15 protein-coding genes are annotated in these 19,721 nt (G+C 36.2%); 11 read left to right on the top strand and 4 right to left on the bottom strand.

Features of this window, described 5'->3' with window-relative positions:
• Positions 1-40 precede the first annotated feature (40 nt).
• Positions 41-334: a hypothetical protein gene (locus SLH48_RS16190; RefSeq protein ID WP_214480491.1), complete on the top strand. Its 294-nt coding sequence runs from the start codon at positions 41-43 to the stop codon at positions 332-334.
• A 41-nt stretch (positions 335-375) separates the two neighbouring features.
• Positions 376-1,470 carry an A/G-specific adenine glycosylase gene (mutY, locus tag SLH48_RS16185; protein WP_320258994.1) on the top strand — a complete coding sequence of 365 codons (1,095 nt, stop codon included), beginning with the start codon at positions 376-378 and terminating at the stop codon, positions 1,468-1,470.
• Between the two features lie 25 nt (positions 1,471-1,495).
• Here the strand turns inward: mutY and SLH48_RS16180 are convergent, their stop codons facing one another.
• Complete coding sequence (locus SLH48_RS16180) at positions 1,496-1,672, bottom strand: hypothetical protein (RefSeq protein WP_320258993.1); 177 nt, start codon at positions 1,670-1,672, stop codon at positions 1,496-1,498.
• 154 nt (positions 1,673-1,826) lie between these two features.
• Between SLH48_RS16180 and fabL the strand changes: the two genes are divergently transcribed.
• The 9 genes from fabL to nikC all read left to right on the top strand — a co-directional run bounded on the left by fabL (position 1,827) and on the right by nikC (position 11,776).
• Positions 1,827-2,576 carry an enoyl-[acyl-carrier-protein] reductase FabL gene (gene fabL, locus SLH48_RS16175; protein ID WP_320258992.1) on the top strand — a complete coding sequence of 250 codons (750 nt, stop codon included), beginning with the start codon at positions 1,827-1,829 and terminating at the stop codon, positions 2,574-2,576.
• Positions 2,577-2,652: 76 nt separating this feature from the next.
• On the top strand, positions 2,653-2,859 hold the full coding sequence (locus tag SLH48_RS16170; RefSeq protein ID WP_214480487.1) for a gamma-type small acid-soluble spore protein: 207 nt from the start codon (positions 2,653-2,655) through the stop codon (positions 2,857-2,859).
• Between the two features lie 359 nt (positions 2,860-3,218).
• Positions 3,219-3,749, top strand: coding sequence for a DUF402 domain-containing protein (locus tag SLH48_RS16165; protein WP_214480486.1), 531 nt, complete (start codon positions 3,219-3,221; stop codon positions 3,747-3,749).
• A 264-nt stretch (positions 3,750-4,013) separates the two neighbouring features.
• Positions 4,014-5,774, top strand: coding sequence for an ABC transporter ATP-binding protein (locus SLH48_RS16160; protein WP_320258991.1), 1,761 nt, complete (start codon positions 4,014-4,016; stop codon positions 5,772-5,774).
• A gap of 335 nt (positions 5,775-6,109) precedes the next feature.
• The gene (locus tag SLH48_RS16155) at positions 6,110-7,126 is read left to right on the top strand and encodes an ABC transporter ATP-binding protein (RefSeq protein ID WP_320258990.1); all 1,017 of its coding nucleotides are present in this window, start codon (positions 6,110-6,112) and stop codon (positions 7,124-7,126) included.
• Entirely contained in the window at positions 7,101-8,069 is a 969-nt protein-coding gene (locus tag SLH48_RS16150) for a dipeptide ABC transporter ATP-binding protein (protein WP_320258989.1), read from the top strand. The genes SLH48_RS16155 and SLH48_RS16150 overlap by 26 nt, the downstream gene beginning before the upstream one ends.
• Positions 8,070-8,120: 51 nt before the next feature.
• Positions 8,121-9,773 (top strand): ABC transporter substrate-binding protein, encoded by a 1,653-nt coding sequence (locus SLH48_RS16145; RefSeq protein WP_320258988.1) that lies wholly within the window; start codon positions 8,121-8,123, stop codon positions 9,771-9,773.
• Positions 9,774-9,853: 80 nt separating this feature from the next.
• The gene (locus SLH48_RS16140; protein WP_320258987.1) at positions 9,854-10,864 is read left to right on the top strand and encodes an ABC transporter permease; all 1,011 of its coding nucleotides are present in this window, start codon (positions 9,854-9,856) and stop codon (positions 10,862-10,864) included.
• 12 nt (positions 10,865-10,876) lie between these two features.
• Positions 10,877-11,776: a nickel transporter permease gene (gene nikC, locus SLH48_RS16135; protein ID WP_214480480.1), complete on the top strand. Its 900-nt coding sequence runs from the start codon at positions 10,877-10,879 to the stop codon at positions 11,774-11,776.
• Between the two features lie 152 nt (positions 11,777-11,928).
• Here the strand turns inward: nikC and SLH48_RS16130 are convergent, their stop codons facing one another.
• The 3 genes from SLH48_RS16130 to SLH48_RS16120 all read right to left on the bottom strand — a co-directional run bounded on the left by SLH48_RS16130 (position 11,929) and on the right by SLH48_RS16120 (position 19,649).
• The gene (locus SLH48_RS16130) at positions 11,929-13,014 is read right to left on the bottom strand and encodes an aromatic acid exporter family protein (RefSeq protein WP_320258986.1); all 1,086 of its coding nucleotides are present in this window, start codon (positions 13,012-13,014) and stop codon (positions 11,929-11,931) included.
• A 370-nt stretch (positions 13,015-13,384) separates the two neighbouring features.
• A complete protein-coding gene (locus SLH48_RS16125) occupies positions 13,385-17,857 on the bottom strand; it encodes a glutamate synthase-related protein (RefSeq protein ID WP_320258985.1) in 4,473 nt (1,490 codons plus the stop codon).
• Between the two features lie 496 nt (positions 17,858-18,353).
• Positions 18,354-19,649, bottom strand: a complete 1,296-nt coding sequence (locus SLH48_RS16120; protein WP_320258984.1) for a glutamate-1-semialdehyde 2,1-aminomutase — start codon at positions 19,647-19,649, stop codon at positions 18,354-18,356.
• Positions 19,650-19,721: the final 72 nt, after the last annotated feature.

The following is a 19,721-nucleotide window of genomic DNA, read 5'->3' as shown; positions in this document are numbered from 1 at the left end:
ATGTAACCAAATACCAAGATTTCTAAAGGGGTTTTTTTTAATGGAAGAAAGCTTAAAGATGTTTATTGAGTATCCTATAAATGATCTCCATATTTATCAATATGAACAAGTTATGGAAGATGTGTTATTCTTTCTAACAGAATTTGAAGCAGCAAAGATTGAATGGTATAGAACTTCTAGCGGTTATATTGAATCATTTTATCTTCCTACAAGATCTCATTATTTTGCACTTCGAAAAGTTCGTAAGCAAAAAAATCATTCTATTTTTGGTCAATTTGAGAACTTTGTCGATGGTGGATTAAAAAACATACACAGTTGGGCTATTGTTAGCTAGGTATCAATTTCATCTTAAGTGTAACATCTAGGAGGTATATCGTGAAATATTATGACAATATTTTAGAAAACTTTAACATTGAACAATTTCAAGATGATCTACTCTATTGGTTTGCAAAGGAACAGCGTCAGTTACCTTGGAGAGAGGATCAAAATCCTTATAAAGTATGGGTATCGGAAATCATGTTACAACAAACGAGAGTTGACACTGTAATCCCATATTTTAAACGATTTATTGATAAGTTTCCTACGATTGAAGTGCTAGCAGAAGCGAATGAAGATGAAGTGTTAAAAGCTTGGGAAGGACTAGGCTATTATTCAAGAGTACGTAACCTACATACTGCAGTAAAAGAAGTGAATGAGAAATATAATGGCGTCGTTCCAAATAAACCTGAAGAAATATCAAAGCTAAAGGGGATAGGACCATATACGAAAGGTGCTATATTAAGTATCGCCTATGGTATACCAGAGCCTGCAGTAGATGGAAATGTAATGCGGGTATTATCAAGGATTTTGTCTATTTGGGAGGATATAGCTAAAACTAGCACGAGAAAAATATTTGAAGAAATAATTAGAGATTTGATCTCAAATGAGAATCCATCACACTTCAATCAAGCTTTAATGGAGCTAGGAGCATTGATTTGTGTACCAGGAAAGCCAGCTTGTTTATTATGTCCAGTTCGGGAACATTGTCGAGCAACAGCTGAAGGTGTACAAAGTGACCTTCCAGTTAAAAGCAAAAAGAAACCTCCTAAACGCAAATCGATGGTAGCGGTTGTGTTAACAACGAAGGATGGCAAAATTTTGATTCATAAACGACCGAAAACGGGTCTTTTGGCTAACTTATGGGAATTTCCAAATTGTGAGCTGTTTACAGACTTAGGGACAGCAAAAGAACAAATAAAAGCCTTTGTTGAGAGTGAGTATAAGGTGAATTGTAAAATAGGTAGTCAAATAACAACTATTGAACATGTTTTCACACATCTTATATGGAACATTACTGTATATCAAGGAGAGATCATTGAGAATGTGGATAAGACACTAGATTGTGAAATTGTAACAAATGAAGAAATGGAGAAATACGCTTTTCCTGTTTCACATCAACGTATATATGAACAATTTAAAATGTTAAGGTAAGCTTCTACTATTCGAGTTAAGAATGTTATACTCCTCCTCTTGACTCGATCTCTTCAATAATCTCTCTATGGATTGTTTGACCTTCCACATTTAAATATGGTGTTATTTGCTGTAGCGAATGATGAAAAAAAGACAATTCTTCGTTCTTCCAATTGGTTTTTGCCATCATTGATAACTCTGTTAAATCACGACCTGTATACATGTTATTCACCCCTTTTTTCCGCGTTATTTCTCCCTTTGTTATTTTTACTTTTCTTATAATTAATTATACTGAATTCTAGAAGTTGTTCATCTGAATCAATGATGTGATAAAATATTCATCAGAATGTGAATGAAGGAAAAGGAGCTTGATTTAATTGACCGAAAAAGTAGCACTCGTTACAGGAAGCAGTAGAGGGATTGGCAAGTCGATTGCACTTGAGCTAGCGCAAAAAGGATATCATATTGTAATTAATTATAATCGAAGCAAAAGTGCTGCTCTCGAAGTAGCAAAGGAGATAGAATCTCTAGGCAGAAAAGCATTGCTTATAAAGGCTAATGTAGGGAGTATTGAAAAAATAAATGACATGTTCAGTGAGATTGAGGACACATTTGGCAGGCTTGATATATTCGTAAATAATGCTGCATCAGGTGTGCAACGTCCTGTCATGGAGCTAAAAGAGTCTCATTGGGATTGGACAATGGATATTAATAGTAAAGCATTATTATTTTGTGCTCAACAAGCTGCCAACCTGATGGAGAAAAATGGCGGTGGAAAAATTGTTAGCATTAGCTCATTAGGGTCAATAAGATATTTGGAGAATTATACAGCAGTTGGAGTATCGAAAGCTGCTTTAGAGGCTTTAACACGATACTTAGCTGTTGAATTATCTTCTAAAAACATTATAGTCAATGCAGTTTCAGGTGGGGCTGTTGACACTGATGCACTAAAGCATTTTCCTAACAGAAACGACATGTTAGAGGATGCCCGTAAACATACACCAGCTGGTCGAATGGTAGAAGTAGAAGATATTGTGAAAACAGTATTATTTTTAGTGTCTGATGATGCACAGATGATACGTGGCCAAACGATTATAGTTGATGGAGGAAGATCATTGCTCGTTTAGAATATGAAAAATATCATTTTTTTTGGATAGTCCTTTCACCTTCTGGTTACATTATATGTCGTGGAGGTGATTAATAGTGGCAAAAAACCAAAATCAACAGCCTAACAAAACAGCTTCTGGAACGAATATTCAACAGGTAAAGCAACAAAACGCGCAAGCTGGACAGTACGGAACAGAATTTGCGGGTGAAACGAATGCTCAAGAAGTGAAACAACAAAATCAACAAGCAGAAGCGCAAAAAAATCAAAATAACCAAAATAACCAAAATAACCAACAATACTAAGAATCACCAACAGGCACTTCTTATTCACGCATAAGAAGTGCCTTTTTAATCGAATAGCTTTTAATATCAAAAAAGAATAAATCATATTTCTATAAACTCATGCGTCCCTTATGGGTAAATTTGCTATTCACTCAAAAAGGAATGTGAAATTCAGCATACGACACCCTGCTTCTATCCATAGAATTTGGACTTATTATGAGAGGAATTGACAGTATGAGAGGTTTTATTAAGTTCAATTGTTTTAAATTCTCAATTGAACCGTTATAATAAGAGAAACAGGAAATAATTCTTTGGTAACATTTTGAAGAAAATTTAGGTTCAATAGTTTCCAAAGCGTCCAATGAAAGTAGGGGAGAAAGATGGGTTTTCCCATGGAAGGAGACAAAATACAAATACATAGCTACAAACATGATGGACATATTCATCGAATTTGGGAAGAAACCACAGTTTTAAAAGGGACGAAAAACTTGGTTATAGGTGGAAATGATCGGACGATGGTTATTGAATCTGATGGTCGAACATGGATAACGAGAGAACCAGCAATTTGCTACTTCCACGCCAAACATTGGTTTAATGTGATAGGTATGCTAAGGGAAGATGGGGTATATTTCTATTGCAATATTAGCTCTCCTTTTGTATGGGATAAGGAAGCTATAAAATACATTGATTATGATCTGGATATTAAAGTATTCCCAGATATGACGTATGTACTTTTAGATGAGGATGAATATGAGCAACACCGCAATCAAATGAACTACCCTGAAGTAATTGATCGCATTTTGAAAATGAATGTTGAACAATTAGTTCATTGGATTCGACAAAGAAAAGGTCCTTTTTCGCCTGATTTTATAGACATGTGGTATGAGCGTTTTTTAACATTTCGGGGATAATTCTTACATAAAGGTTCTCATTTGTATCATACCTCTTTACGTAAACTTTGTGGCTATGATAACTAAATGAGAACACCAAAAAATGAGTTTTTCAGTTGGTATCGTTTTAGACAAGAAATGCACGAACATTTGAATTATTTGTATTTATTCCTTGATAAGATAGAACAGCTTTATTAAATGTACGATAGTGAGGTCAAGTTGAGTAAATCTTCACTTGATCATTTTTATGTAGCTTAGACAAGTTCACCATTTTGAGGTGTTTATTTGAATAATATTACGAGATATTTACGGTTTGTCAAACCGTATAAATGGCATGTAATAGGTACAGTCTTAATTGGCATTATTAAATTTTCTATACCTTTAATTATTCCGTTGTTATTAAAATATATTATAGATGATGTTATAGGTAATCCAAATTTAACAACAGACGCTAAAACTGAAAAGCTAACGATGATTATGGGGGTAATGTTTGTTATTTTTGTACTTGTTCGTCCCCCGGTTGAATACTTTCGTCAATATTTCGCACAATGGACAGCTAGTAAAGTATTATTTGATATTCGTAGCAATCTTTATCAACATATGCAAAAACTAGGGCTATCATATTATGCGAACACTCGAGCTGGCGAAGTAATTTCACGAGTGATTAATGATGTGGAGCAAACAAAATCCTTTGTTATTACCGGCTTAATGAATTTATGGCTCGATATGGGAACCATTGTTATAGCCATTATTATAATGTTTACAATGGATGTGAAGCTAACGCTTGTTTCTATCATTTTACTGCCACTATTTGCGGTATCTGTCAAATTCTTTTTTGGGCGTCTTCGTTCATTAACACGACAACGTTCACAAGCATTGGCTCAAGTTCAAGGACATTTACATGAACGTGTTCAAGGAATGCCAGTCATCAAAAGTTTTGCTATTGAGGATTATGAACAAAAGCAATTTGATCATCATAATAATCATTTTTTAACAAAGGCATTACAACATACAAGTTGGAATGCAAAGGCATTTTCTATAGTGAATACAATTACAGATATATCACCACTTATTGTAATTAGCTATGCAGGTTATGGAGTCATTCAAGGAAGTCTTTCAGTCGGAACGATGATTGCGTTTGTTGGGTATATAGATCGTTTATATAATCCGTTAAGGAGATTAGTTAATTCGTCAACGACTCTTACTCAAGCATTTGCCTCTATGGACCGTGTATTTGAGTTTATGGATGAGGAATACGATATTACCGACCGCCGAGATGCAATAGAGTGTAAAGATGTGAAAGGGGAAGTAGCTTTTTCTTCTGTCTCTTTTAAATATAGTGAAAGTGAAGCTCCTGTCATTAATCAATTTTCTTTACATGTCAATAGAGGTGAGACGGTTGCTTTTGTAGGGATGAGTGGTGGTGGGAAATCGACTCTTGTAAGTCTACTTCCACGCTTTTATGATATAACATCAGGCTCAATTAAATTAGATGGTGTAGATATTCGTGATTACAAGGTTCGTTCATTAAGAAATCATATTGGGATGGTATTGCAGGATAGTATTTTATTTAGTGAATCTGTGAAAATGAATATATTATTAGGGAAGCCAGATGCTACTGATGAAGAGGTGATTGCAGCAGCAAAAGCAGCAAATGCCCACGAGTTTATTTTAAATTTATCTGAAGGTTATGATACAAAAGTAGGTGAACGCGGAGTTAAGCTATCAGGGGGACAAAAGCAAAGAGTTGCAATCGCACGTGTCTTCCTGAAAAATCCGCCACTACTAGTGTTAGACGAAGCAACTTCTGCATTAGATTTGGAGAGTGAGCACCTTATACAAGAGGCGTTAGAACAACTTGCGAAGGAAAGAACGACGTTTATCGTTGCTCACCGTTTGTCGACTATTACTCATGCAGATAAAATAGTTGTTATTGAACATGGTCAAATTGTTGAGGTAGGTACTCATCATGAATTAATGAACAAAAAAGGTAGCTACTATCAATTGTTTACAGTACAACAGCTTGATCAAGAAGAAATGGCATAGGACACACGTTGTTCTATGTTTTTTTGTTGTCTACTTCAGTGCCTGTTAATTATAGTTTATTCATTCTCATTTAGGAAAAAAGTAACAAAGTACCGATGATTGTTGGGTGATGAAAGAGTTACAAGGCATACTCTTATGTAATAAAGAATGTGAAACGGACAAAAAAGTATAATAATGCTTCTCAACTTTATCTCGTTAAAGGGGAAGATGAAAGTGAAACATTCGGAAAATTTAGTATTGTAATAATATAAAATGAATGGCATAATGATACATATATTTATTTTAACTAGTATAATAATTTTGAATTAATAATATGTTTTGAGAGGGGTATTTTTTTGCGAAAACGTCCAATTCTCGAAGTGAAAGGGTTAAGAACGTCCTTTTTTACTGATAGTGGAGAAATTCCTGCAGTTGACGACATAGATTTTCACCTTCAAGAGGGAGAAATGTTAGGAATAGTCGGTGAATCCGGCTGTGGAAAAAGTGTTACCTCTCTATCGATAATGGGGTTGATTCCAAAACCTCCGGGGAAAATAGTTGCAGGTGAAATTTTATATAATGATGAAGACTTAACAAAGTCTTCGGAAAAAAGAATGCGTGATATTAGAGGAAATGATATAGCGATGATTTTTCAAGAGCCAATGACCTCGCTTAATCCACTTTTCACGATAGGGCAGCAATTAGTAGAAGCATTACGAATACATACTGACTTAGATAGAAAAAAAGCACGGCAGCGTGCTATTGAAATATTAAATTTAGTAGGTCTCCCAAGGGCTGAAGAATTAATAAATGAATATCCTCATCAGTTATCTGGTGGTATGAGGCAGAGGGTAATGATAGCAATGGCGATGCTATGTGATCCAAAAATTCTTATAGCTGATGAGCCTACAACTGCACTTGATGTTACGATTCAAGCACAAATTTTACGACTGATGAAAGAGTTAAATAAAAAAATGAATACTGCGGTCATGTTAATCACCCACGATTTGGGTGTGGTTGCGGAAGTTTGTGAGCGGGTTGTTGTTATGTATGCAGGTAAGATTGTAGAAGAAGGCGACGTTAAAACAATTTTCAAAAATCCTAAACATCCATATACTGTTGGATTAATCAAATCTGTTCCTGATATTCGTCATAAAGCAGAACGTCTTTATTCAATACCGGGCAATGTTCCTAAACCAGGCTCTATTAATCAAGGCTGTCGTTTTGCTGAACGATGCTCTCATGCAATGGAACGTTGCTTCACAGAAACACCTCCACTCTATCAATCAGATGAAATTGGGCACCGAGTACGTTGCTTTTTACATGATGAAAAGGAGGTAGACAGCTATGACAGAACAGTTACTACAAGTTAAAGAATTAACGAAGCACTTTCCGATTAATGGAGGAGTGTTAAATAAAAAGATAGGTGAAGTGAAAGCTGTTGACGGTGTATCTTTTTACGTTAAAAAGGGAGAGACCTTAGGTTTAGTTGGTGAAAGTGGTTGTGGGAAATCGACAACTGGTAGAACGATACTTCGACTATTAGAACCGACTGAAGGCCAAGTGTTATTTGAGAATAAAGACATCACAAGCCTTTCAAAAAATGATTTAAGAAAAATAAGGCGCGACATGCAAATGGTATTTCAAGATCCATTTGCATCGCTAAATCCACGTCATACTGTGGAAAAAATACTAGAAGAACCACTGATTGTTCACGGTATCGGAACGAAAGAGGAACGGAAAAAAAGAGTACAAGAAATGCTTGAAGTAGTTGGACTAAGCAGCTATCATGCGAAGCGTTATCCACATCAATTTAGTGGAGGTCAACGTCAAAGAATTGGTATTGCGAGAGCACTAATGACAAAACCAAAGCTTATCATTGCTGATGAGCCAGTATCTGCACTTGATGTATCTATTCAATCGCAAGTACTTAATCTTCTTGAAGATTTACAAAAGGAGTTTGACTTAACATATTTATTTATTGCCCATGATCTAGGTGTTGTCAGGCATATTAGCGATCGTGTTGGTGTAATGTATCTAGGTAGATTAGTAGAGTTAGCAGATAGTGAAGAACTTTACAATAATACGCTACACCCTTACACGAAAGCTTTACTATCTGCTGTGCCAATACCTGACCCTGATTTTCAAATGGAAACAGAGGTGTTGTCAGGCGATATACCGAGTCCATCAAATCCTCCTAAAGGATGTGCTTTTCACACGAGGTGTAGTGAATGCATGGATATTTGTAAGTCAAAAAGACCTGAATTAAAGGAAGTTGAAACGGGTCATTATGTTGCTTGCCATTTATTTGAATAGTGAGCAGTATTGATGATAAATAACAATTATTACAAGGGGGAAAAGTGGGGAATGAAGAGAAAAAATCTATTTATGACATTCATATTTATACTTATGCTGTCACTTGTCGTTGCTGCCTGTGGTAATTCAGAAGATACGAGCTCAGGTGAAGACGTAGAAGAGACAGAGCAAGAGCAAACAGAAGAAGAAGCTACAGAGCCTGAAGAGGATGCAAAACCAAAAGAGCTTGTCTTCGGACGTGGTGGTGACTCAGTAGACTTAGATCCTGCAATCGTTACAGATGGCGAATCTATGAAGGTTGCAAAAAATATTTATGATACGTTAGTAGAATATGGTGATCAAGATACAACTATAAACCCTTCATTAGCTGAAGATTGGAATATATCTGATGATGGTTTAGTTTATACGTTTATGCTACAACAAGGTGTTAAATTCCATGATGGTACTGATTTTAATGCTGATGCTGTTGTATATAACTTTGAGCGCTGGGCAAATGGAAGCAAAGATTCATTCTACTACTACGGCTCAATGTTCGGTGGCTTCGCAGGTGAAGAAGGTCACGTCATTAGTGAAGTAGTAGCTGAAGACGAATATACAGTGAAATTTACATTAACTGTACCACAGTCACCATTCTTGAAGAACTTAGCAATGACACCATTTAGTATTGCAAGTCCTTCAGCAATTGAAGAGTTTGGTGACAACTTCACAGAAAACCCTGTAGGTACAGGTCCATTTGTCTTTAAAGAATGGAAGCGTGATGAGCGTATCGTTCTTGAAAAAAATACAGATTATTGGTTAGCGAACTACCCATTATTAGATAAAGTTACATTCCTGGCAATTCCTGATAATGCTGCAAGATTTAATGCATTACAAAGCGGTGAAATCGATTTAATGGACGGAATAAATCCTTCAGATGTGGACTTAGCTGCAAATAATGGAGATTTACAAGTGTTTGAACGTCCTTCAATGAACGTTGGCTACTTAGGTTTGACGAGTACGAGAGGGCCATTACAAGAGAAACTCGTTCGACAAGCATTAAATCATGCTGTTGATAAAGAAGCATTGATTGGAGCATTTTATGCTGGCCAAGCAGAACCAGCGAAAAACCCAATGCCTCCTAGTATTTCAGGTTATAATGATGACATTGAAGATTATCCATACGATTTAGACAGAGCTAAAGAATTACTTGCAGAAGCAGGATACCCTGATGGCTTTGAAATGGAATTATGGGCAATGCCAGTACCAAGACCATATATGCCAGAAGGACAAAAGGTTGCTGAAGTATTACAAGCAGAATTTGCAAAAATTGGTGTGAAAGCTGAGATTGTTACTTTTGATTGGGGTACTTATTTAGATAAAGCTCGTTTAGGGGAAGCAGATACATTCTTATTAGGATGGACTGGTGATAACGGAGATGCTGATAACTTCTTAAATGTATTATTAAGTGGAGGTAGCATCGGAAGTAATAACTATTCATACTATGATAATGCTGAAGTAAATGAGCTGTTAAAAGAGGCACAAACGACAGCTGATGAAGATACTCGAAATGACTTATATAAACAAGCACAAGAAATTATTAAAGATGACGCACCTTGGATTCCACTCGTTCATTCTAAACCTATGTTAGCAGGTAAAGAAAATATTACTGGGTTTTTACCACATCCAACTGGATCTGATAAACTAACGAAGGTTGATTTTAAATAATGACTATTGGAAGGAGAGTGTAAAAGCTCTCCTTTCTTATCTATTTGTATTGATTAGTTTGTAAGAAAGAGGTGAACATATTGCTATCATATACCATTCGCCGTATATTGATGCTCATACCCGTTTTGTTAGGTATGTCGCTAATTGTCTTTGTAATGCTACGTGCGATTCCAGGCGACCCTGCTCAAATTATATTAGGTCAGCTTGCGACGAAGGAAGCGATTGAAGCACTAACGATAAAACTTGGTTTAGATCAACCATGGTATATTCAATATTTTTCTTATTTAGGTAATTTGTTAACTGGCGACTTAGGGGAATCAATTACGACGAGTCAACCAATTAATGAGGAAATATGGCCTTATCTTGCAGCAACTATTGAACTTTCATTTGCTGCGATGCTTATTGCTATTATTCTTGGTGTTAATGCTGGAATTATTAGTGCTTGGTTTCAAAATTCTTGGTTTGACTATATTGCGATGTTATTAGCCTTAATAGGCGTTTCGATGCCAATATTTTGGCTTGGGTTAATGGAGCAATGGGTGTTTGCAGTGCAATTAGAATGGTTACCGACAACTGGGAGAGAATCAGTTCGTGACCCAGTTGAACCTATAACGCACTTATTTATAGTAGATACATTACTACAAGGTAGAACTGATCAATTTGTAGATGTTATTAAGCATCTTGTTATGCCAAGCTTGGCACTAGCGACGATACCGATGGCAATTATTGCTCGGATCACACGATCAAGTATGTTGGAAGTTATGCGCTCTGATTATGTTCGTACAGCGCGAGCAAAGGGAGTACGAATGTTTTGGGTCGTTTATAAACATTCCTTGAAAAATGCTGTTATCCCAGTTTTAACAATTATTGGTTTGCAAACAGGACTGTTATTAGGTGGAGCCATTTTAACAGAGACGATTTTTAGCTGGCCTGGTATCGGAAGATACATAGTTGATGCAATTTTTGCTCGGGACTATCCTGTTGTTCAATCTGGAATGTTAATTGTTGCTACTATCTTTGTGCTGATTAATTTAATTATTGATCTTTTATATTCAGCTATAGATCCACGCATTAAGTATGACACAAAGTAACAGGAGGGGAAAATGGCGGAACTTGCGAGGGAGAAATCCCCTTTAAAACAAACAGATACGAAAGAAGATATATCATCTCCATGGAGAGATGCATGGAAAAACTTTAAGAAAAATAAACTTGCGGTAGTCGGTATGTTTATCATTTTATTCTTTGTTATTGTGGCATTAATCGCACCTTACATCGCACCGTATGATTATGCTGAACAAAACATTGTTAACCGTTTGCAGCCACCATCTAGTGAGCATTGGTTAGGTACTGATGACTTTGGCAGAGATATATTTTCCCGAATTATTTTTGGAGCTAGAATCTCTTTAACTGTAGGTTTCTTTGCTGTATTAGGTTCTGTTGTAGTTGGTACATTACTAGGTGTTATCGCTGGATACTATGGTCGTTGGGTAGATGTTATTATTTCAAGAATATTTGACATTATGCTTGCTTTTCCAAGTATGCTACTAGCGATTGGAATCGTTGCTGTATTAGGTCCATCACTTAGGAATGCATTAATTGCAATTGCGGTCATCAATATACCTATATTTGGCCGATTAATTCGCTCAAAAGTACTTAGTGTAAAACAGGAAGAGTATATCGTAGCTTCAAAGGCTATTGGCATGAGTGACTCGAGAATACTATTACATCATATTTTGCCAAATAGTATGGCTCCAATTATCGTTCAAGGAACACTTGCTGTTGCCACAGCAATTATTGAAGCAGCAGCACTAGGGTTTTTAGGGCTAGGTGCACAACCTCCTGAACCAGAATGGGGGAAAATGCTTGCAGATTCAAAAAATTATTTAATACAAGCCCCATGGACGATGATATTCCCTGGACTTGCCATTATGCTTACTGTATTAGGGTTCAATTTAATGGGCGATGGTCTTCGGGACGCTTTAGATCCAAAAATGAAAACGTAAAAACAGCTAACCTCATTTGTTAGCTGTTTTTTATTAATAAGGGATGATTACTAAAGGTAAGGTCGTAAAGAAAGTAGCCAAGGAGGTAATAAGGCAATTTTCCGGTCAACTAGTATATGCTTCCGATACACCCCAGTTGTTTTGCACAGTTCTTACATATCCTCTTTATTAGCAATTTGAAATTCATTCTCATCCTTATGATATTGTTGGAAACTATCAATGAGATGATCAAGGTGCAGTAGTTGTTCATAATAGTCAATAATTACACCAATTAAAGGTAACACTTGATAATGATTTAAATGATCATTAATATTTTGTGCATTAAAATTCTTAATAAATGATTGTAACAGAAAATATCTTCCGTTGTGTGCTTCCTTTTTTGCATCCTCAGTTGGTTGACTCTTTATTTTTCCGATAAATTTTAATAGAATCTGTTCATGAAAACCTAATAAGCAATCGAGTTCAGATATAATCATAGATTGAAATTCTTTTGGCATATGGCGTAACTCATTTTCTAGTCGGTGTAATAGCTTTAATGTGTCAAGCGACCGATTTGTTACGATAATCATTTGCCTAAATAGTACAAGTTTCCTTGTTTTTACATATTTATGTTTTCTCAAGTAGATTCTTTCTTCTTTATATAATAAATACATTTGATCAAGCTTTATCATATTATCTTTTAGTTTATTTATATCGTTTTTTAAGAACCCATGTTCAGAGGCATTTCTTGTACTCATTCGGATCCATTTTATAATTTCTTCAGTATTTTCAACTATATTATAGTAAAGCTTTGTTTCATATTTAGGTGGTAAAAAAATTAAATTTACGAAAAAAGCTGATAGTATCCCTAGCATAATTGTCGAAAATCGTATGAATGAAAATTGAATAAAGTTGTCAGTTGGACTTGCCATAATAGCGATAACTGTAACCAATGATATAGAAATTGTTTTTTCTAGGTTAAGCTTTAAATTAATAGCAATTACGATAATGGCAGTTAATCCAATAATAAAAGGGTCGTTACCAAAAATCAGTACGAAGATCACAGCAAAAATTGCCCCTATAATATTTGCTTGAGCTTGTTCAATGATAGATAAATATGACCGATATATTGAAGGCTGTATTGCAAAAACAGCTGAAATCCCAGCAAACACAGGGGAAGGCAGGTTCAACATATGAGCCAAAAATAATGCAAGAGCTATTGCAATTCCCGTTTTTAACATTCGGGCACCGAGTTTCATTTTTTAAAATGTCCTTTCATTTAGGCTAAGTAAAAAAATAACGTACAACAGATTTCTAATAATCTATACTTGTTTTTACTAAGCCTAGCAAAATGTAAATAATAATGTACTATACAATGATTATGATTTATTGGCAAGAGATAGAATGTGTCAATCGATTTTAATTATTTGTAAAGGTGAACATTAGTATAGTGAGAAAAGGTGGTTAAACATTGTATGAGTTTGGTTTCTCTGTTATACAAAAATGTACCCTATAAGGAGACTTTTTTAAAGTGTCTACTCTATAGGGTACATTTTAAAGAATGCGGGGCTTAAATTAGGTTTTGAAAACTTGTTTTTACTTAATGAATTCCAGAACTAAATGATTTTATTATTCAGTTGATACTGAAGGGTCAGCTTGTTCTTTTGATGGAATCAATTGTAAAAAGTTATTCTCAAGATCTTCAAGTAATACATTTAATTCCTGTATTTCATCAGACTGATCAGTTTCACTAAGTGCTTCAATATATTTGTTAAGTAGCTCTTTGACATCGTCAATGCCTTTACTACTTAATGGTTCTATAGAAACTTTGGCGCCTTTTGCAATTCTTTTCATAATAGCTTCTTTCGTAAGGCCCATTTCAGGCTGATGTCTTAAATAAACTACTCCACCGGTCATACCTGCACAAATCCAAGGGCCTGGATCACCTAAGACGAGTCCGCGACCGTTAGTCATATATTCAAAAGCAAATCCTTTAATATTTGCATGAACACCAATATTGCCATGTTCTTTATCTGAAATAGGCGTTGTTACTTTTCCGCCAATGATCATATCTGCACCAGATAAACGAATTCCTGCACGAGCATCCGCATTACCTTGGGCAATGAGTAAGCCTTTTTGTGCTCCATAACCGAAGCCCTTTCCAACAGCACCATTATAGTATTTTCCATCTTTTCCTTTAGATTTAAGGATTGAGATATTGCCACCAAAGGAAGTTTTTCCAATGCCGTCCTGTGCACCACCATCAACTTGTATATTAATACCACTACTGTTGTAAGCACCTAAGCCATTCCCAGGGATGGATCCGTTTGTATATTTTAATGTTACATCTGGAAGTTGTTCATATGAGCCATCGAGACGTCCACGTACACGGTGACATGACACTCGACTTCCAAGAATACGTTGTTCTGCCGTTACGGTCGTAAATTCACGAGAGCGATGTAAGTCTTCTACTTTGTCATCTAAATACTCTGCACCTACAGCTGTAGCTAATTGCTTTTCTGCTTTTTCAACTGGTGTATCTCGATAAGAAAATTGCTCAACATCAAGTGTTGATAATAAGCGTGATAGGTCCATTGCATCAATCCCGTGAACCTGTTCAAGTAAATCAGATCTACCTACAATATCTTGCAAATTAGTCATGCCTAATGAAGCGGTTAAAGCTTTTAGTTCCTTGCCAAAAGCGGTAAATAAATTTTCAAGTCCTTGTACTGCAGCATCAAATTGTCTAGGAACGAACCTTCGGAGTCCGTGCTCTTTCGCCTGAGCTTCTGATTCGATTTGCGTCGCAATTCCAACGTGACAAGAATCTAGATGACATCCTTTACATGTCGTACATCCAATCGCAATCATAGATAGGGTCCCAAAACCAATTCTGTTTGCGCCGAGTAGCATTATTTTCAAACAGTCTTTTGCGCTTTTTATACCACCGTCAGCCCAAAGTTCAACCTTGTTCCGTAAACCAGCTTCTAACAAGGCGTTATGTGCAGCCTTTACACCAATCTCTACAGGAAGACCTACGTGTTGTAAAGCATGTATTCTTGCAGCACCTGTACCTCCATCAAAACCGCTAAGTGTTATAATATCTGCTCCAGCCTTTGCTATGCCAACTGCAATCGTTCCGATATTAGGGACGACAGGTACTTTCACTATAACTTTTGCTTGGTCATTAGCGGTTTTCAGTTCTGATATCATTTGAGCTAAATCTTCAATTGAATATATATCATGGTTATTAGACGGCGATATTAGATCAGAACCAATCGTTGCGTTTCGTGCTTCTGCAATTTTGGCAGTTACTTTCGATCCAGGAAGATGTCCACCTTCACCAGGCTTAGCACCTTGACCTATTTTAATTTCTAGTAAATTTGATGAGTTTAACAGCTCAGCGTTTACTCCAAATCGTCCCGATGCTACTTGTTGTCCACGAGTATGAGGGTATTTTCCTAGCATATCTTTAATTTCTCCACCCTCACCATTAAGGCTAACCATATTTAAACGATTGGCTGCTTCGGCATATGCTCTAAATGCAATTTCATTTTGTGATCCGAATGACATTGATGCAATGACAAATGGTAGATCATGATTTGCTACACTAATGTCAACTTTTTCAGTATTTACTGGTTTTTCCGTCTGCTTCAATTCTGTTAAATGACGTATTGTCGTTGGGTTAGCTCCTTCTTGCTCCGACAGCTTTTCACGATATAAATCATATGAACCTGTTTTTGCAACATCACTAATGGCTTTCCATAAACGAGGGAACAAATGAAAAGTTTTTCCAGGACGCGCGCTTTCGTTTTCAAAATCTTGTGCTCTTGTAATCGCATCATTTTTAAGAGATGCAAAATTATGTTTCAATTCGTTTGATCCGAAAAAGTTTACAACGTTTAATGTACTTGCCACTTCATCATGCAATCCAATTGCTGAGAAGAGTCTGCCATATCCACGGAGCTCGTGTATGCCGATCGTAGATATTACCTTTTCTAAACCTTTATTTAATGAATTAAATAGGTTTTGAGTTTTCATAGTTGTGTCATCAGCAACAGTAGCAAATAATAAATACGGACTAATAACATTAGCTCCAAGTCCATAAGCTACTATAATATCATGTAATGATCGGATCGCCCCAGAGCGTAATAGTACAGAACAATGTCGTCGTAATTGTTTCTTAACTAAAGCTTGATCAATTGCAGAAGTAATGAGCAAAGGATCAATCCATAATTTCCCGTCACTATGTGCTTGTGCATCGTCGATAATAATGATAGCTTTTCCGTTATTTACAGCTTCACATGCCTCTTCTACAAGACGATTTAACGCGGTTGGAATCGTTTCATGTTCCTCATAAATTGCTGGTATAAAATGGGTAAGTTTATGATTGCTGAATGTTTGCACTAATTGATCGTAAGATGGTTGACTTAGGTCATTAGCACATGCATTTCCAATGCCACCTTCTAAAAGAATTGGAGATATAAGTTCAACAGCATAACTATCCTCGCTGTTATCTAATAGAGATGGCCTTTTGCCGACAATGGTTCTAGTTGAAAAATGTTCAGTTTCTCTATCACGATCTATTGCTGGGTTTGTTACAACAGCGACACTTTCCTTAATAAAATCTGCAATATTTTTTCTAGAGCTATTAATTGCTGCAAGAGGTGCATCGTGGCCTAGAGAACGAATCGGTTCCGCCCCTTTTTCCGCCATCTGTTCAAGCAGTTGAATATGCTCTCTATCCCAACCAAATGCAGCATATTGACGGTTATGAACTTTAGTTTCGTTAGAGATCATTACTTGTTTTTCGTACGATGGATAAGTTAAACGTTCTCTATAATTTGTAATGTCGCATCTACTATTAAATCTTTTGTATACCTCTTCTTGGTACTTATCATATTCATATAGTTTTATATAATTGTCTTCTCCCCATTTTAAGCCGACTTTTTCACCCGGAGAAAGTGGTTTCGGTTCAGCAACAAATTCACTTGCAGGAATGATGCCCTGTTCAGAAGCAAAAAGATAACTAGTTTCAGTTTCTACTTGCCATAATGGGCGTAATCCTAGTGAATCGACACTAAAAACAGCTTCGTCATTATATCTAGAAATAATTCCCGCAGGCCCCTGAGCGAAATGTCCCCAAGCTTCTCGAATGTAAGTATACAAATCTTGAAGATGGTTAGGGAATGTTTTTATTTCATTAATAATTGGTGGAAATAACACATCTACTGCCTCAAACAAACTATAGCCATCTCTAGCTATGAATGTTTCTATTGTACGATTTAAATCTTGTGAATCGCTCCCACCATCCGTTAAAGGAACCCCAATCATTGTTGCTTCATCACGAAGTTTAGCAATTGTATTAATTTCTCCGTTATGCCCTAATACACTAAAAGGTTGTACTCTAAAAAAGTTGGACAGTGTATTCGTTGAATAACGGTTATGACCTAATGTCATAGTAGACGCCACTAATGGATTGGCTAAATCATCGTAGTATTTTGGTAAAATATCTCCAGCACCCATGACTTTATAAACAGCATGGTAATTACTTAGTGATGCAACATGAACATTGTCATCTTGCTCAATGTTAACTGTTAAGTCAAAAAGAGTATTAGCTAAGTTATTATTTGCGTCTTCTGGTAATAAAGCTATTTGCCAAAAGATCGGATCTTGTTGTGAGGCGATAGGGCCTAAGGCTTTAGATGAAGTAACTTGATCTGATTCAAATACAATTGTCAATTCATGTTCTTGGAAGAGATGTTTAATGCTATCTTTTATTTTTTGCGTGTTATCAGATTTAGTAATGAAAAGATGACCAACGATGAAATCATCTCGACTAGCGACTTGTGGATCTTGATTTATTTTTGTTAACTTTTCTTCCCAAAGAGCTTTTGGAATATCTATATGAATTCCAACACCATCACCTTCACCGTTAATAAATCCAGCACGGTGGTTCATAGTAACGAGAGCATTGATACATGTGTCGATATTGGCTTTTGTAGGGATTTTTTCCTTTTCAATAGCTGATACAATTCCACAAGCATCATGCTCAGCGTGTTGATAATCTTCGAATAAGCTTGGGCTCCAGTTGTTTTTCATACAAGCGGCTTTGAAGTAGGATATGGTATGTTAAAGTTAATTTTGATCACAGTTGTACCCACTTTCTAGCCGTTCACCTCCTATTTAGAATGATCTATAAAACATATTGGATAAGGTTACGAGGAATCAAATTTGGGTGAATCGTCTTAAGCAATGAGTTAGTGTTGGGTAATGAGGACAGACACTACTTACTACACCTGTTAAGAAGCTCTCACCTGTGGAAGTGAGGTCTTTACCTCTAGAACGAACAATTCAATTAAAAGTATATAAGAATACTAATATTTGAAGGGAAAATTACAGAATTTAAAACCTATTCTAACATGTTCTGTAGGAAAAATCAATTATTTATTCATAATTGTTTATATAATATACATAATACTGAATAGTCAATCAATTTTACATAAAACAACAACATTGATGTGTAAGCGTTTTCATGTGTGTGTTTCAAACAAACACTATCATTTACTATAAAATAGTGTTTGTTTGAAATGTATAATTATGCATTTTTCAATTGTTTAAATGCAGTCTCCACAGCCCTTATTGTCGTACGAATGTCTTCTTCTGTATGAGCTATTGTTATGAACCATGCTTCATACTTGGAAGGAGCAAGGTTTATGCCTTGAGCAAGCATAAGCTTGAAAAATTTAGCAAAAGTATCACCGTTTGTCTTTTCAGCTTGTTCATAGTTTTCAATGGTTTCGTTCGTAAAATAAACAGTTAGGGCACCTTTAAGTCGGTTTATAGATATAGGTATTTCATAGGCTTTTGCGTGAGTCAAAATACCCTCTTCTAGCATCGCTCCCAAGTTATCTAGCTTTTCATATACATTGTTTTGTTGTAATACTTCTAGGCAGGCAATGCCAGATAAAATTGATGCGGGGTTCCCTGCCATTGTTCCCGCTTGATACGCTGGACCGAGTGGTGCAACTTGCTCCATAATTTCAGCTCTGCCACCGTATGCTCCAATAGGCAAGCCTCCCCCGATAATTTTACCTAATGCAGTTAAATCTGGTTTTATGTTTAGTAAGTCTTGAGCACCTCCGTACATGAATCGAAATGCTGTAATCACTTCATCATAAATGACAAGACTTCCAGCTGCATGTGTTAACTCATTCACTTGTTGTAAAAAGCCAGGTTTAGGTTCTACTATTCCAAAATTCCCTACTATTGGCTCTACTAGTACTGCTGCTATTTGATCTCCCCATTTTTGAAGTGCTTCTTTAAATGGTTCTATGTCATTAAATGGTACAGTAATGACTTCTTGAGCTATACTTTTTGGAACACCTGCAGAATCTGGTGTCCCTAGTGTAGACGGTCCAGAACCTGCAGCGACGAGAACTAGATCAGAATGACCATGATAGCAGCCTGCGAATTTTATAATTTTATCACGTTTTGTATAAGCACGTGCTACTCTAATGGTGGTCATCACTGCCTCGGTCCCAGAATTAACGAATCGAACTTTCTCTAATGATGGCATAGCTTCTTTTAGCATCTTTGCAAAAGTAATTTCATGTCGTGTCGGCGTTCCATACAATACGCCATTTTCTGCAGCTGTTTTTATTGCTTCAGTAATATGTGGATGGGCATGCCCTGTAATAATGGGACCGTATGCAGCTAAGTAGTCAATATATTTATTACCATCAACATCCCAAAAGTAAGCTCCATTCGCCTTCTCCATAGTTACAGGTGATCCTCCCCCCACGGCTTTGTAAGAACGAGAAGGACTATTCACACCCCCAAGAATGTGTTGTAAAGCTTCATTATGTAATTGTTTAGATTTATTAAAATTCATAACTAACCTCCATAATAGTTAAAATATACTCGCGTTATGCTTTTCAATTGGTTAAGCTTCAGTTCAGTGCGT

Origin of the sequence: Cytobacillus sp. IB215316, assembly GCF_033963865.1 — a bacterium.
Lineage (GTDB): Bacteria > Bacillota > Bacilli > Bacillales > SM2101 > Nanhaiella > Nanhaiella sioensis.
The sequence above is the reverse complement of the archived record's forward strand: the minus strand, read 5'-3'. Positions and strand labels throughout refer to the sequence as shown.

Coding starts and splice junctions, on each gene's coding strand:
- SLH48_RS16190 (WP_214480491.1), top strand. CDS start 41: ATGGAAGAAAGCTTAAAGATGTTTATTGAGTATCCTATAAATGATCTC.
- SLH48_RS16180 (WP_320258993.1), bottom strand. CDS start 1,672: ATGTATACAGGTCGTGATTTAACAGAGTTATCAATGATGGCAAAAACC.
- SLH48_RS16165 (WP_214480486.1), top strand. CDS start 3,219: ATGGGTTTTCCCATGGAAGGAGACAAAATACAAATACATAGCTACAAA.
- SLH48_RS16150 (WP_320258989.1), top strand. CDS start 7,101: ATGACAGAACAGTTACTACAAGTTAAAGAATTAACGAAGCACTTTCCG.
- SLH48_RS16145 (WP_320258988.1), top strand. CDS start 8,121: ATGAAGAGAAAAAATCTATTTATGACATTCATATTTATACTTATGCTG.
- nikC (WP_214480480.1), top strand. CDS start 10,877: ATGGCGGAACTTGCGAGGGAGAAATCCCCTTTAAAACAAACAGATACG.
- SLH48_RS16130 (WP_320258986.1), bottom strand. CDS start 13,014: ATGAAACTCGGTGCCCGAATGTTAAAAACGGGAATTGCAATAGCTCTT.
- SLH48_RS16125 (WP_320258985.1), bottom strand. CDS start 17,857: ATGAAAAACAACTGGAGCCCAAGCTTATTCGAAGATTATCAACACGCT.
- SLH48_RS16120 (WP_320258984.1), bottom strand. CDS start 19,649: ATGAATTTTAATAAATCTAAACAATTACATAATGAAGCTTTACAACAC.